16 protein-coding genes are annotated in these 12247 nt (G+C 70.0%); 9 read left to right on the top strand and 7 right to left on the bottom strand.

Annotated features, from left to right (window positions below; all coding sequences use genetic code 11):
* Positions 1-94: 94 nt before the first annotated feature.
* Positions 95-781: an alpha/beta fold hydrolase gene (locus tag ON41_RS33840; RefSeq protein WP_040752465.1), complete on the bottom strand. Its 687-nt coding sequence runs from the start codon at positions 779-781 to the stop codon at positions 95-97.
* Positions 782-936: 155 nt separating this feature from the next.
* Complete coding sequence (locus ON41_RS33835) at positions 937-1521, bottom strand: TetR/AcrR family transcriptional regulator (protein WP_040752463.1); 585 nt, start codon at positions 1519-1521, stop codon at positions 937-939.
* Between the two features lie 85 nt (positions 1522-1606).
* Here ON41_RS33835 and ON41_RS33830 point away from each other — a divergent pair, with 85 nt between their 5' ends.
* Positions 1607-2101 (top strand): anthrone oxygenase family protein, encoded by a 495-nt coding sequence (locus ON41_RS33830; RefSeq protein WP_040752461.1) that lies wholly within the window; start codon positions 1607-1609, stop codon positions 2099-2101.
* Positions 2102-2133: 32 nt separating this feature from the next.
* Positions 2134-2730, top strand: coding sequence for an NUDIX hydrolase (locus ON41_RS33825; RefSeq protein WP_040752459.1), 597 nt, complete (start codon positions 2134-2136; stop codon positions 2728-2730).
* Positions 2731-2849: 119 nt separating this feature from the next.
* Here ON41_RS33825 and ON41_RS42025 read toward each other — a convergent pair whose 3' ends face one another.
* Complete coding sequence (locus ON41_RS42025; protein WP_218003598.1) at positions 2850-3005, bottom strand: hypothetical protein; 156 nt, start codon at positions 3003-3005, stop codon at positions 2850-2852.
* A 58-nt stretch (positions 3006-3063) separates the two neighbouring features.
* Positions 3064-3867 carry an alpha/beta fold hydrolase gene (locus ON41_RS33820; protein WP_040752457.1) on the bottom strand — a complete coding sequence of 268 codons (804 nt, stop codon included), beginning with the start codon at positions 3865-3867 and terminating at the stop codon, positions 3064-3066.
* 92 nt (positions 3868-3959) lie between these two features.
* Here ON41_RS33820 and ON41_RS33815 point away from each other — a divergent pair, with 92 nt between their 5' ends.
* Positions 3960-4382 (top strand): MarR family winged helix-turn-helix transcriptional regulator, encoded by a 423-nt coding sequence (locus ON41_RS33815; protein WP_040752455.1) that lies wholly within the window; start codon positions 3960-3962, stop codon positions 4380-4382.
* 68 nt (positions 4383-4450) lie between these two features.
* Here ON41_RS33815 and ON41_RS33810 read toward each other — a convergent pair whose 3' ends face one another.
* Complete coding sequence (locus ON41_RS33810) at positions 4451-5251, bottom strand: IclR family transcriptional regulator (protein ID WP_051163097.1); 801 nt, start codon at positions 5249-5251, stop codon at positions 4451-4453.
* A 47-nt stretch (positions 5252-5298) separates the two neighbouring features.
* Here ON41_RS33810 and ON41_RS33805 point away from each other — a divergent pair, with 47 nt between their 5' ends.
* From ON41_RS33805 to ON41_RS33790, 4 genes are all read left to right on the top strand, one after another.
* Positions 5299-6090, top strand: a complete 792-nt coding sequence (locus ON41_RS33805; protein ID WP_040752453.1) for a 2-keto-4-pentenoate hydratase — start codon at positions 5299-5301, stop codon at positions 6088-6090.
* Positions 6091-6115: 25 nt separating this feature from the next.
* On the top strand, positions 6116-7063 hold the full coding sequence (locus ON41_RS33800) for an acetaldehyde dehydrogenase (acetylating) (protein WP_040752451.1): 948 nt from the start codon (positions 6116-6118) through the stop codon (positions 7061-7063).
* Positions 7060-8109, top strand: coding sequence for a 4-hydroxy-2-oxovalerate aldolase (dmpG, locus tag ON41_RS33795; RefSeq protein WP_040752449.1), 1050 nt, complete (start codon positions 7060-7062; stop codon positions 8107-8109). The genes ON41_RS33800 and dmpG overlap by 4 nt, the downstream gene beginning before the upstream one ends.
* Positions 8110-8322: 213 nt before the next feature.
* Positions 8323-9063 carry an IclR family transcriptional regulator gene (locus ON41_RS33790; RefSeq protein WP_040752581.1) on the top strand — a complete coding sequence of 247 codons (741 nt, stop codon included), beginning with the start codon at positions 8323-8325 and terminating at the stop codon, positions 9061-9063.
* A 16-nt stretch (positions 9064-9079) separates the two neighbouring features.
* Here the strand turns inward: ON41_RS33790 and ON41_RS43270 are convergent, their stop codons facing one another.
* Positions 9080-10330 (bottom strand): multidrug effflux MFS transporter, encoded by a 1251-nt coding sequence (locus tag ON41_RS43270; protein ID WP_051163095.1) that lies wholly within the window; start codon positions 10328-10330, stop codon positions 9080-9082.
* A complete protein-coding gene (locus tag ON41_RS43265) occupies positions 10327-11178 on the bottom strand; it encodes an alpha/beta fold hydrolase (RefSeq protein ID WP_040752577.1) in 852 nt (283 codons plus the stop codon). The genes ON41_RS43270 and ON41_RS43265 overlap by 4 nt, the downstream gene beginning before the upstream one ends.
* A 103-nt stretch (positions 11179-11281) precedes the next feature.
* Here ON41_RS43265 and ON41_RS33775 point away from each other — a divergent pair, with 103 nt between their 5' ends.
* Together ON41_RS33775 and ON41_RS33770 are read left to right on the top strand one after the other, a co-directional pair.
* Positions 11282-11767, top strand: coding sequence for an FAS1-like dehydratase domain-containing protein (locus ON41_RS33775; RefSeq protein ID WP_040752447.1), 486 nt, complete (start codon positions 11282-11284; stop codon positions 11765-11767).
* Complete coding sequence (locus ON41_RS33770; protein WP_040752445.1) at positions 11764-12186, top strand: hotdog family protein; 423 nt, start codon at positions 11764-11766, stop codon at positions 12184-12186. Before ON41_RS33775 ends, ON41_RS33770 begins: the two co-directional genes overlap by 4 nt.
* Positions 12187-12247: the final 61 nt, after the last annotated feature.

Genomic DNA, 12247 nt, shown 5'->3' with positions numbered 1-12247 from the left:
CCAGGGAGCAAGTGATATCGAATTCGTTTGTGACATGGCGGATTCCGGGCTCGACGCCAGCGGAGCGCCGCGGATACTCGACCCGCAGGGCGCGCTAGACCGCCTTGACGGCGGCGTGGATCACGTCGAGGACGAAGTCCGGATGCGACAGCATCGGCACGTGGCTGCTGTCGATCTCGTAGGTCGTCGCGCCCATCCGCTCGGCGCAGAAGCGCTCGAGATCCGGGTGGACGGTGTGGTCCTGGGTGGCGACGACGTACCAGCTGGGCTTGGTGCGCCAGGCGGCCCCGCCGTACCGCTGATTGAACAGGTCCACGTCCGGGACGCCCTGTACCGCCCAGACCTGCGCCTGCTCCTGTTCGGACAGGTCGCCGCAGAAGTACCGGGTGGCGCCGGGTAGCAGCCAGATTCGCCCCTCCGCCACCTCGACCTGCCCGAATACATCGGTCGTCGGGAACCTGCTCACCAGGGATTGCGAGGTCTCGGTCTCGTCCGGAGCGAGGGCGGCGAGATAGACGAGCCCGGCGACCCGGTCGTCGGTACCCGCCGCGGTGATGACGGTCCCGCCGTAGGAGTGTCCGACGAGGATGATCGGGGCGGTCACCCGGCCCATCGCGCGGGTCACGGTGGCCACGTCACCCGCGAGCGTGTTCAGCGGATTCTGCGCGGACACCACCTGGTGCCCCTCCGCCCGCAGCGTCGGTATCAGCTTGCTGTAGCACGACCCGTCGGCCCACAGCCCGTGCGCGAAAACGATGCTCGGTGTGCCCGGCTGCGACATGATCGGCTCCCTTCTCCTGGATGTGGTTGCGGGACCGCACATCCGGGGCCGAGGAGGACGGCACCGGGCCGCGCCGTCCTCCCGGTCATCGTAGGCCGGACCGAGCGGCGAGACCCCGCGTCTTCAGGGGCAGACAGGTTGTGCCGGAACGCCGTTCAGGTGAACAGGCCCGCGCGTGCGGCGGTCGAGGCGACTGCGGCGGCCGCGTCGGCGGTGGCGTCGGTGACCGGTTCGCGGGGGATGAGGACGCGGAAATAGATCGGTGCGACAAGGGTTTTGACGAGTTCGGCGGGATCGGTGCCGGCGGGGATCTCGCCCCGGTCGATCGCGCGCGGCACGATCGGCAGGGCCCGGCGGATGCGGTCGCGGAAGGCGTGCCGGGTGGTGTCCGGCGGCGCCGGCGAACCGGCGGCGGGCACCATGACCGCGAGGACCGCACGGCCCGACGGGCTGTTGATCCAGGCGACGAGGCTGCGTGCCAGTGTCCGCAGGTCCTCGTCGAGCGAACCCGTATCGGGAATGGGGATTTCCGCGGCGACGCTGTCGTCCAGCGCGTCGGCGATCAGGGCATCGCGATCAGGCCACCGGCGGTAGACGGTCGTCTTGTGCACGCCGGCGCGCTGGGCCACGGCGTCGACGGTGAATGCGGCATAGCCCCGTTCGCTCAGCTCGTCGACGGCCGCGGCGAGGACGGCCGCGCGGACCTTCGGCCCGCGGCCGGGCGGTGCGGCAGGACTCATTGCAACTCCTTGTTGCGATATGGGCGGCGATCGGGCACGCTGAGCCTATCGCAACATGTTGTTGCGATAGGCGATGGGAGTTTCGATGCTGTCGAGGTCCGTGCGGGCGGCGGCGCTGCTGTTTCCCGGCCTGCTGGCCGGGGCGTTCGGGTACGGCGCGGTGAACGTGCTGTACGCGTTTCGCGAAGTGCCCCTTGATGTCCGGTTCACGTTCCATGTCGCCCTCATGCGGGTCAACGGTCCGGTGATGCAGGCGCTGATGGGGCTGGCCGTGCTGAGCACGATCGCGCTGGCGGTGCGGTCGTCGGGGTGGTCGCGGCGGGTCGCGGCGAGCGCCTCCGCGCTGGTGATCGCGTCGTTCCTGGTGACCCGTCTGGGGAACGTGCCGATCAATCAGCAGATCAAACGCTGGGCGGTGGGGACGCCGCCCGACGATTACGCCGATATCCTGCGGCGCTGGGAACTGTTCCATGTCACCCGCACCGGCTGCGCGCTGGTCGCGTTCGTTCTGGTGATCACCGTCGTCGTCCGGGCGGGCAGTGATCATCTGGCGGTGCGAAATGCCGCGGTTTATGGTTAGTGGAGGAAACGAATTGTCGGGCGAGGAGTGGCATGGATCAGCGGACGCTCACCGATGCCCTGCGCGAGTTCCGGCCCGTCGAGATTCCCCTGGATGGCCGGCGCGCGGCGGCCATCGCGATTCCGGTCGGAGTGCTCCGGGGCGAACCCGTCGTCTGCCTCACCAAGCGCAGCTCGACGCTCCGCGCCCACCCCGGGCAGTACGCCTTTCCCGGCGGGCGTCTCGACAGCGGCGAAACGGCTGTCGAGGCGGCCCTTCGCGAGCTGTCGGAGGAACTCGGCGTCCAGCTGACCGGGGATGATGTGCTTGGCCGCCTCGATGATTTCGCGACCAAGTCCGGATACGTGATGTCACCGTTCGTGGTGTGGATCGGCGATGGCGTCGAGGCGATACACCCGAATCCCGACGAGGTCGCCCACGTCTACGCCGTCACCCTCGACGAGGTCGATGTGGACCCGATCTTCGTCAGCGACCCCGCCGTCGAGGAACCCGTCGTCCAATGGCCCTTCCGCGGCGCCCTCGTCCACGCCCCCACCGCGGCCGTCCTGCACCAGTTCCGCGAAGTGGCCCTGCACGCCCGCCACACCCGCGTCGCCCACTTCGGCCAGCCGGTCTTCGCCTGGCGGTGACCGCGTCTCATCCCGATCGCTGAAAATGCCGCTGCCGCAATGGATGTGTGTGGGTCAGGGGATTGTGATCGGGGTGCCCGGTAGGGCCAGGCGGACGTCGATGGTGGGGGCGAGGCGGGCTACGGCGGTGGCGTAGGGGCGAGGGTCCTGGTCGCCTTGGCGGCGGCGACCGGTTCGCCGTGGTGGTAGGTGGCGGTCTCGGTGAACCACGGGCCGGTGAGGACGCGGATCCCGCCGCTCTCGATCAGCTGGCAGGCGTGTCCGATGCGGGTCACGGTCAGTGGGTGCTCATGGGAGTGTCCTTGTCCGGCAGGGAGTGTCGGGTATCCAGGGTCAGTTGCCGAGGTCCAGGAGTGCGCCGAGGAGTTCCTCGGGGGTCTCGATCTGGGGGAGGTGGCCGGTACAGGGGAGCAGCGTGAACGCGGCGCCCGGGATCGCGGCGGCGTAGGCCTTCCCGTAATCGGGATCGACGATGCGGTCGCTGTCGCCCCACACCACGTGGACCGGGAGATCCAGGTCGGCCAGGCGTTCGGTCAGGGTCGGGTCGGTCATGGCGGTGCCGGCGTAGCCGATGAGCGCCTGGACGTCCGGGCTCGGCCCCGTGTCGGATCCGGCCGGGGGCTGGGGAGCCTTGCGCGGGTCGTGGAAGGAATAGGATGTCAGTTCGGTCCGGGACAGGCCGCTGACGTCGGTCATCGGGTGGCCGGGCACCTCGATGCCGATCCCGTCGACGATCACCGCGCCGCTGACGCGCGGGCCGGCGGCCAGGGCGATCTCGGCGGCCAGCCAGCCGCCGAAGGAGTTGCCGATCACGGTCACGTCGGTGAGGTCGAACCGCTCGAGCAGCGCGATGTAGGCGCGGGCCAGCTCTCGAACGCCGGTCAGCCCCTCGGCTTTCGGTGTGCCGCCGAAGCCGGGGTGGGTGGGCAGCAGCACTCGCGAATGAGTCCGCTCGGCCAGCAGGTCGGCGAACCCGGCCATGCTCACGGGACCGGCGCCGCCGTGCAGCAGCAGAAACGGCCGGGTGCGGTCGCGATCCTGCACTGTCACCTCGATCGGATCGATGGAATCGACTGGCAGCGTGTGGGTTTCGATGTGGGTGGGCCGGAGGGAGCGTGCGGCGACGGGAATGCTCATGGACCTTCTCTCAGCAATATAAGGAACCTTATATCAGGAACCTTAGAACAGCTTGTTTATACAAGCAACCTGTTTCCGGTAGGATTCCCGTCGTGAAGTACCGGCCCACCGACGTGTCACTGGCGGTGAAGCGGTTGCAGTACCGCCATCACCGCGCACTGAATCGCGCGCTCACGCCGCTGGGGCTCTCGCTCGTACAGTGGGATACCTTGCGCCACTTGCACGCTCGGCCGGACGCCTCGCTCCACGACCTCGCCGTCCTGACATTCCAGACCGACCAGTCCTTCGGCTCCCTGGCGAATCGCATGGCCGACCGCGGCCTGATCGAGCGAATTCCGGGACCCGGCCGGGCCGTGCGCCACCGCCTGACCGATGAGGGCGAACGCCTGCGCACGGCCGGTCAGAAGATCATGGAGACGGTCATCGAGTCGTCCCTCGGCGGCCTGACCCCCGAGCAGCTGGACCAGCTGGGCGAACTACTGGATGCCGCCCTGGGCCCCGACCCGACGGCGTAGCGAGACGGTCAGGGCCAGCCGATCGCGCTGCGGCAGTGGCTGTTTCGGCGGGCCAGGGTAGCGGGTGCTCACCTCGCCGGTCTGGTCTGCTTCGAGTCGCCGTGTACCGCAACGGTTTCCGGGAGGTCGGCCGGGGTGCGGGAGAGGGTGCGGCCGAGGGCCAGGGCGGCTGTGCGGACGGCGGGGGCGAGGAGTTCGGGCTTGAAGCCCGCGGTCGGGACCGAGACGGAGAGGGCCGCGATGGGGTGGCCGGCCAGCAGGACGGGGGAGGCTACGCAGCAGGTGCCGAGGGAGGACTCCTCACGTTCGATCGCGATGCCGGTGCGCCGGACGGCGTCGAGTTCGCGGGCGAGGCGGGCCGGGTCGGTGAGGGAGTTGCGGGTGTAGCTGCGCAGGGGCGTGTCCAGGACGTGGGCGCGGACGTCCCGTTCCGCCGGGCCCAGCAGGGCCTTGCCGACCGCGGTGCAGGTCAGGGGGAGGCGGCCGCCGATCTGAGAGGGCAGGGGGAGTGCGGCGTGGCCGTGGATCTTCTCGACGTAGACGGCGTCGTGGCCGTCGCGGACGGCGAGGTGCACGGTCTCGCCGGTCACCGCGTAGAGGTCCTGCATGAACGGCAGTGCCGCCGTGCGCAACCGGTACTTCAGGCCGACGCGCTCGCCGAGTTCGAACAGGGCCAGCCCGAGTTCGAACTTGCTGCCGGTGCGGGCCAGCCACCCCAGCTCGACCAGTCCGGTCAGCACGCGATGCGTGGTCGAGCGGGGCAGCCCCGTGCGGGCGGCGACCTCCGCCAGCGACAGGGCGGTTCCCCCGGGAAAGGCGTCGAGCACCAGCGCCGAGCGCTGCAGCAGCGACAAGTTGTCCCGTTTCATGGGACACATCCTATTCACGACGGTTCGCCGCCAATAGCGTGCAGGGCATGACAACGGTGCAGAACGACACGATCGGCGAGGCCGCCGAACGACTGGCGACGGCCGCGGCGACCGGGATTCCGTGCGCGCCGATTCGCGACCTCATCGGACCGGACGATCTCGAGGCGGCCTACGCCGTTCAGAAGCGCAATATCGACGCGCTGCTGGCGGGCGGGCGGACCGTGGTCGGGCGCAAGACCGGCCTGACCTCTCCGGCCGTACAGCGACAGCTCGGCGTCGATCAGCCCGATTTCGGTGTCCTGCTCGACGATTTCGACTGCACGAACGACGACCGGATCGATATCGGCAGGCTGCTCCAGCCCAAGATCGAGGCCGAGATCGCCTTCACGCTGTCCGGCGACATCCTCGACGCGATCACCGCGGCCGAGGCGCCGCGCTTCGTGGAGCGAGTGCACGCCGCGTTCGAGATCGTCGACAGCCGAATCGCGAACTGGGACATCAAGTTCGCCGACACCGTCGCCGACAATGCCTCCTCCGGACTGTACGTGCTCGGCGACTCGCTGCCGATCGCGGACGCCCCCGACCTCGTCGCGGTCACCATGACCCTGACCACCGGCGGCGAACAGGTCTCGACCGGCCGCGGCTCGGACTGCCTGGGCAGCCCCTGGGAGGCCCTGGCCTGGCTGGCGAACACCTGCCGCACCTTCGGATCGCCGCTGCGCGCGGGCGAGGTCATCCTGTCCGGTGCGCTGGGTCCCATGGTCACCGTGGCGCCGGGCGGGACGTACGAGACGCACATATCCGGAATCGGCTCCGCCACAGTGGCTTTCACCGACTGACCACCACACCCGAAAGCAGGACGCCATGAGCCGTATCAAGGCCGCGGTCATCGGGTCGGGCAATATCGGCACCGACCTCCTCATCAAGATCCTCCGGATTGCCCAGCACGTCGAGATCGCCGTACTGGTCGGCATCGACCCCGACTCCGACGGGCTCGCCCGCGCCCGCGGGCTCGGCATCAGCACCGTCGACACCGGTGTCGAGGGGCTGATCGCACACCCGGACTTCGACGACATCCGCATCGTCTTCGACTCCACCTCGGCCAAGGCGCACCTGGCCAACGAGAAGGCGCTGCGCCCCTACGGCAAGCGGCTCATCGACCTCACTCCGGCGGCCATCGGCCCGTTCGTGGTGCCGACCGTCAACCTGGACGAGCACCTGGACGCCCCGGTCGTGAACATGGTGACCTGCGGCGGCCAGGCGACGATTCCGATCGTCGCCGCCGTCTCCGCGGTCACCCCCGTGCACTACGCGGAGATCGTCGCCTCCATCGCCTCGAAATCCGCGGGTCCGGGAACGCGGGCGAATATCGACGAGTTCACCGAGACCACCTCCGAGGCCATCGTGCGGGTCGGCGGCGCCGACCACGGCAAGGCCATCATCGTGCTCAACCCCGCCGAGCCGCCGCTGATCATGCGCGACACCGTGCTCACCCTGGTCACCGATCCGGACCAGGAGGCGATCCGGAAGTCCGTGCAGGACATGGTGTCCGCGGTCTCGGTGTACGTCCCGGGGTACCGGCTCAAGCAGGACGTGCAGTTCACGAAGCTGGACGACGCCGAGTCGGTCGCCACCCTCACCGGCGGCGTCGAGAAGGGACCCGGCCTGTGGAAGGTGTCGGTGTTCCTCGAGGTCGAGGGCGCCGCGCACTACCTGCCCGCCTACGCCGGCAACCTCGACATCATGACCTCCGCGGCGCTGCAGGTCGCCGAGCGGATCGCCGACAACATGCTTCTGGAGACGGCCCGATGACCGAGACCACCACCCGCCCCGACGTCACCGACGGCGCCCCGCTCTACATCCAGGACGTCACCCTGCGCGACGGCATGCACGCCATGCGTCACCGGATCAGTCCGGAGAACGTGGCGGCGATCGCCGCCGCCCTCGACGCCGCGGGCGTCGACGCCATCGAGGTCACCCACGGCGACGGATTGGCCGGCCACAGCCTCACCTACGGTCCGGGCAGCAATTCCGACCGGGAGTGGATCGAGGCGGCCGCCGCGGTGGTCCATCGCGCGAAGCTGACCACTCTGCTGCTGCCCGGCGTCGGCACCGTCGCCCACCTGAAGGAAGCCTTCGATCTCGGGGTGACCTCCGTGCGCGTGGCGACCCACTGCACCGAGGCCGATGTCGCCGCGCAGCACATCGGCACCGCCCGCGAACTCGGCATGGACGTCAGCGGCTTCCTCATGATGTCGCACCTGTCCGAGGCGGCCGAGCTGGCCCAGCAGGCGAAATTGATGGAATCCTATGGGGCGCACTGTGTCTACGTCACCGACTCCGGTGGTCGGCTGACCATGAACGGCGTGCGGGACCGGGTGCGCGCCTACCGCGACATCCTCGACCCCGGGACGCAGATCGGGATCCACGCGCATCAGAATCTGTCGCTGTCGGTGGCGAATTCGGTGGTCGCGGTCGAGGAGGGCGTGACCCGGGTCGACGCCTCCCTCGCGGGGCACGGCGCGGGCGCGGGCAACTGCCCGATCGAGCCGTTCGTCGCGGTCGCGGATCACTCCGGCTGGAAGCACAACTGCGACCTGTTCGCCCTCCAGGACGCCGCCGACGATATCGTCCGCCCGCTGCAGGATCGCCCGGTGCAGGTCGACCGCGAGACGCTGACCCTCGGATTCGCCGGGGTGTACTCCAGCTTCCTGCGGCACGCCGAGGCCGCCGCGAAACAGTACGGCCTGGATACCCGCGAGATCCTGCTGGCCGTCGGGGAACGCCGACTGGTCGGCGGCCAGGAGGACCTGATCACCGACATCGCCCTCGATCTCCAAGCAGCGAAGCAGCGCTGAGGCGTGCCCGGCACCGTCGGCGAACCGCCGCCGACGGTGCCGGGCCGTATCGGTGAGATGCCGGGAATTCGTCAGCAAACAGCCTGACGCGACCTCCTCTGCTGCCTGCGCCCACTTTCGTCTCGCGAATCCGGCCGCGGAAGAACGGCTGGCAACGGTAGGGTGGATGGATCTGGTCCGGAGAGTGGACCGCCTGGGTTCGTGGAGGCGACCATGCACACCGTACTGGGTAAGGCGCGAATGCTGCTCGAGGCGTTCGATGCCGAGTCGGGGGAACTGTCGCTCACCGAACTGTCCCGGCGCAGCGGGGTCGCCAAGGCCACGACCTACCGCCTGGCGAACGCGCTGGTCGAGTGGGGACTCCTCGAACGCTCCGGGACGCGATATCGCCTGGGCCTGCGCCTGTTCGAGCTCGGCGCGCTCGTGCCGGCGCAACGGGTGCTGCGCGACGCCGCCCTGCCGTACCTGCAGGAATTGCATGCCGCGACCGGTGCGACGGTGCATTTCGCGATCCGGGACGGTCTCGACGTGCTCTACATCGAGAAGCTCTCCGGCCACGGCGCAGTCGCCATCCCGTCCCGGGTCGCGGGCCGGCTGCCGCTGTACGCCACGGCGACAGGGAAGGCGATTCTCGCGTTCTCCGGCGCGGAGGTGGTCGCGCAGGTGGTCGAGAACGGGCTGTCCGCCTTCACGCGCCGGACGGTGTCGGCGCCCCAGTTGCACCGCCAGCTCGGCACCGTCCGGCAGCACATGCTGGCCGTGGAGGCAGAGGAGGTGTCGCTCGGCGTGGTGAGCGCCGCCGTCCCCGTATTCGGGCCGCACGCGGTGCTGGTCGGGGCGATCGGGATGTCCACCACCACGCCGCGGATGAATCTCGACCGGGTGTCCGGCCCGCTGAAGGCCGCCGGCGCCGGGATCACACGGACACTGGGCTCACTGGCGCGGTCGGCGTAGCGCGCGGGAGACTCGATCACCCGGTTACGGGACTCGCTCGCTTGCTGGGTGTGGTGCGGGGTGCGGGCGGACGTCGTCCGCTAACCCCCGCCAGCGCGGCGAATCCGAGCGCCGCCGCCACGGTCGTCGTGATCGCCACCGCGAGGCTCGTATTGCCCAGCAGCCCGACGATTGGCGCGACCACGGCCGCCGCCCCGAACTGCGCGAACCCGACCATCGCCGCCGCCGCGCCCGCGACCGCGCCGTACCGGGACAGCGCCAGCGCAGGGGCGTTCGGCATCACGAAGCCGGTGGCGCACAGCAGCGCGAGCACCGGCAGCGCGAAGCCGAGGAACCCTCCGGTGGCGGTGGCAGCCAGGACCAGAAAGCCCCCGCCGACCGCCGTACTCACCAGCAGCGAGACCAGGCTGATGCGCAGCGGCGACCACCGCTCGAGCAGGACGACGTTCAGCTGGGACGCCCCGATCAACACCACCGCCCCGGCGGCGAAGGCGAATCCGTAGGACCGCGAGCTGAGCCCGAACTGGCCCTGCATCACGAACGACGACCCGGCGATATAGGCCCAGAGCACCGACCGGCCGAGCCCGCACACCAGCACGAGCACCAGGAACCGCGGATCCCGGATCAGCGTGCGATATCCGTTGAGCGCCTGGGAAATTCGCCGTCCGGTGCGGGCGGCGGGCGGCAGGGTCTCCGGCATCGCCCACCCACCCAGCACCATCATCCCGGCGCCGAGCCCGGCCAGCACGAGGAAGACCCCCTGCCAGGAGATCGCGCCCAGGACCAGACCTCCGACCGACGGCGCGAGGATGGGCGCGACGCCCATCACGAGCATCAACCGCGACAGCACGACCGCCGCCGCGCGACCGGTGAACAGGTCGCGGACGACCGCCATCGCGATCACTCCCGTCGCCGCCGCGCCGAAACCCTGGAGGGCGCGCAGGAATCCGAGCGCCGCGACGGACGGGGCGAAGAAGCACGCCACCGATGCCGAGACATGCAGAGCCGTGCCGATGACGAGCGGCCTGCGCCGCCCGTAGATATCCGACAGCGGCCCCACGACCAGCTGCCCGATCGCGAGGCCCGCCAAAGTGCCGGTGAGAGTGAGCTGTACGGCGGTGTCGGAGGTGTGGAAGTGCGCGGTGAGCGTCGGCAGCGCCGGGAGATACATGTCGACGGTGAACGGCCCGAGCGCGGTGAGCGCCCCGAGGATCAGCACGAGCCGGATCCGGGCCGCGCCCTCCGGCGGGGCCACCACCCGCGTCACGGATGCCGCTGGTCGAGGAAGCCGGTGACCACGGAGTAGAAGTCGTGCGGCCGTTCCTCCTGGAGGTGATGCGACGCCTTGTCCATGATGTACAGGTGCCCGTGCTCGATCATCCGGGCCAGCATCAAGGGGTAGTCCGGCGTGAGGAAGGCGTCGTGCATTCCCCACGCGAAAAGCACCGGCGCGCTGATCATTCCGAGTTCCGCGGTGAGATCCTGCCAGTCGCCGCGGGGATTGTCCGACGCCGCGGCGAGGGCCATCTCCTCGGGGTCGAGGCTCTGCTCGTAGCGCATGTCGAGGGTCTCCGGCGGCAGCTTGTCCCCGTCGAACCACTCGAGGCGGGTGATCAGCTGACGCATCTTCTCCCGGGTCGGGCCCTCGCCGCCGTAATAGACGTCCCGGGCCGTCCGGCCGCGGTGCCCGTTCTCCGGCAGCGGGGCGAGCGGACCGTAGAACACCGGCATACTGCCCGTCACGACCAGCGCGCGCACCCGATCGGGGTACTTGGCCGCGAGGTTGAGCGCGATGGTCCCGCCCCACGAATTGCAGAGGAAGTCGGCGCGTTCGATGCCCAGCGCGTCGAGCAGCGCGACGATCTTCGCCGCGTGGAAATCCCACATCGGCCCGGAGATGGTGCACTTCTCCGACCGGCCGTACTGCAGGATGTCGACGAGGATCGCCCGCCGATCCCGCGCGAACAGCGGTGCGACAGGCCCGAAGTCGGACCAGGCGGTGCATCCGGGTCCGCCGCCGTGCAGGAAGATCGTGGGGCTCCCGGCGCCGAGGTCGTGGTAGTGGAACGTCACGCCCGCCGCGTCGGCGTACAAACTGTTCGGTGGTTGGGCCATGGGCACACCTGACCGCACCTCGCGCGCGGTGTGAAGGATCGCGGTCCGCTGGACGGTCCCGGTCTGTGGTCCGGCGGCCGCGCGCGGAGTTAGCTTGCGGCGCATGCGATCAGATCTGCGAGCGGCCGAAGACCGGGCCCGTGCCCTCGTCGGCGCCGTCGAGCACCGCGAACTCGGGCCGGTACGAGCATCGGAGACGGTGGCGTTCGCGCGCGCCTGCGGCGAACGCGATCCCCGGCTGCTCGATCCCGGCGCGGCGGACTTCGAGGTGCATCCCCTGTACCTGCCGAGTCTGCTGCGCGGCCCCGACGGCGGCGTCGACAGCGACTACCGCGACGACGGCATGTTCCGCGACGAGGTGCCCGGCACCGACGGGCTGGACGTCCGCCTGATGGCCGGCGGGCAGAGCGTCCTCTGCCATCGCCCGGTACCGCTCGGGGATCCGGTCGTGGTCCGGCGCACGCTCGATGCCGTGGCACGGAAGGGCCGCGAGGGCTCGGAGTTCCTGCTGCTCACGGTGTCGAAGGTCTACCGAGCCGCGCGGGCCGGGCGGCTCGCCGACGTCACCGAAAGGTTCATCGTCCGATGACGAACCCGCCCGCCGCCCACGCCGAAATCGGACAGCACATCGAGCCTGTCGTCCTGCGGACCGACCCGGTGCGCCTGCTGCGGTTCGGCGCGGCCACGCACAACGCGCACCGCATCCACTACGACCCTGGCTACGCCACGACCGAGGGCCTGGACGCACCGGTGGTGATGGCCCAGCTGCACGGCGCGCTGTTCCACCGCGCGGCCGCGGAGTTCTGTGGCGGTCCGCGCGGTGTGGTCTCCGTCGAGTGGCGCAACCGCGCGCCCGCGTATGTCGGATGCGAACTCGTCGTGACCGGCGTCGTCCGCGCGATCGCGGACGGGCTCGTCACCCTCGCCCTGGAGGAACACACCGGCGACGGCGTGCTGTGCGCCGCCGGCGAGGCCGTGGTGGTCGGCGACGCGAACCCGGTCTGCTGAGCAAACCGGATCCGTTGGCGCTGCGCCGGGCCTCGCCCAGGATTCGCAGTATCACACAGCT

This window comes from Nocardia transvalensis NBRC 15921 (assembly GCF_000308875.1).
GTDB lineage: Bacteria > Actinomycetota > Actinomycetes > Mycobacteriales > Mycobacteriaceae > Nocardia > Nocardia transvalensis.
Note: the sequence above shows the minus strand (reverse complement) of the source record. Positions and strands in the feature narration are given on the sequence as shown.

Excerpts from the sequence above, each read along its gene's own strand:
- ON41_RS33840 (WP_040752465.1), bottom strand. The coding sequence starts at position 781 with ATGTCGCAGCCGGGCACACCGAGCATCGTTTTCGCGCACGGGCTGTGG.
- ON41_RS33835 (WP_040752463.1), bottom strand. The coding sequence starts at position 1,521 with ATGAGTCCTGCCGCACCGCCCGGCCGCGGGCCGAAGGTCCGCGCGGCC.
- ON41_RS33830 (WP_040752461.1), top strand. The coding sequence starts at position 1,607 with ATGCTGTCGAGGTCCGTGCGGGCGGCGGCGCTGCTGTTTCCCGGCCTG.
- ON41_RS33825 (WP_040752459.1), top strand. The coding sequence starts at position 2,134 with ATGGATCAGCGGACGCTCACCGATGCCCTGCGCGAGTTCCGGCCCGTC.
- ON41_RS33820 (WP_040752457.1), bottom strand. The coding sequence starts at position 3,867 with ATGAGCATTCCCGTCGCCGCACGCTCCCTCCGGCCCACCCACATCGAA.
- ON41_RS33810 (WP_051163097.1), bottom strand. The coding sequence starts at position 5,251 with ATGAAACGGGACAACTTGTCGCTGCTGCAGCGCTCGGCGCTGGTGCTC.
- ON41_RS33805 (WP_040752453.1), top strand. The coding sequence starts at position 5,299 with ATGACAACGGTGCAGAACGACACGATCGGCGAGGCCGCCGAACGACTG.
- ON41_RS33800 (WP_040752451.1), top strand. The coding sequence starts at position 6,116 with ATGAGCCGTATCAAGGCCGCGGTCATCGGGTCGGGCAATATCGGCACC.
- dmpG (WP_040752449.1), top strand. The coding sequence starts at position 7,060 with ATGACCGAGACCACCACCCGCCCCGACGTCACCGACGGCGCCCCGCTC.
- ON41_RS33790 (WP_040752581.1), top strand. The coding sequence starts at position 8,323 with ATGCACACCGTACTGGGTAAGGCGCGAATGCTGCTCGAGGCGTTCGAT.
- ON41_RS43265 (WP_040752577.1), bottom strand. The coding sequence starts at position 11,178 with ATGGCCCAACCACCGAACAGTTTGTACGCCGACGCGGCGGGCGTGACG.
- ON41_RS33775 (WP_040752447.1), top strand. The coding sequence starts at position 11,282 with ATGCGATCAGATCTGCGAGCGGCCGAAGACCGGGCCCGTGCCCTCGTC.
- ON41_RS33770 (WP_040752445.1), top strand. The coding sequence starts at position 11,764 with ATGACGAACCCGCCCGCCGCCCACGCCGAAATCGGACAGCACATCGAG.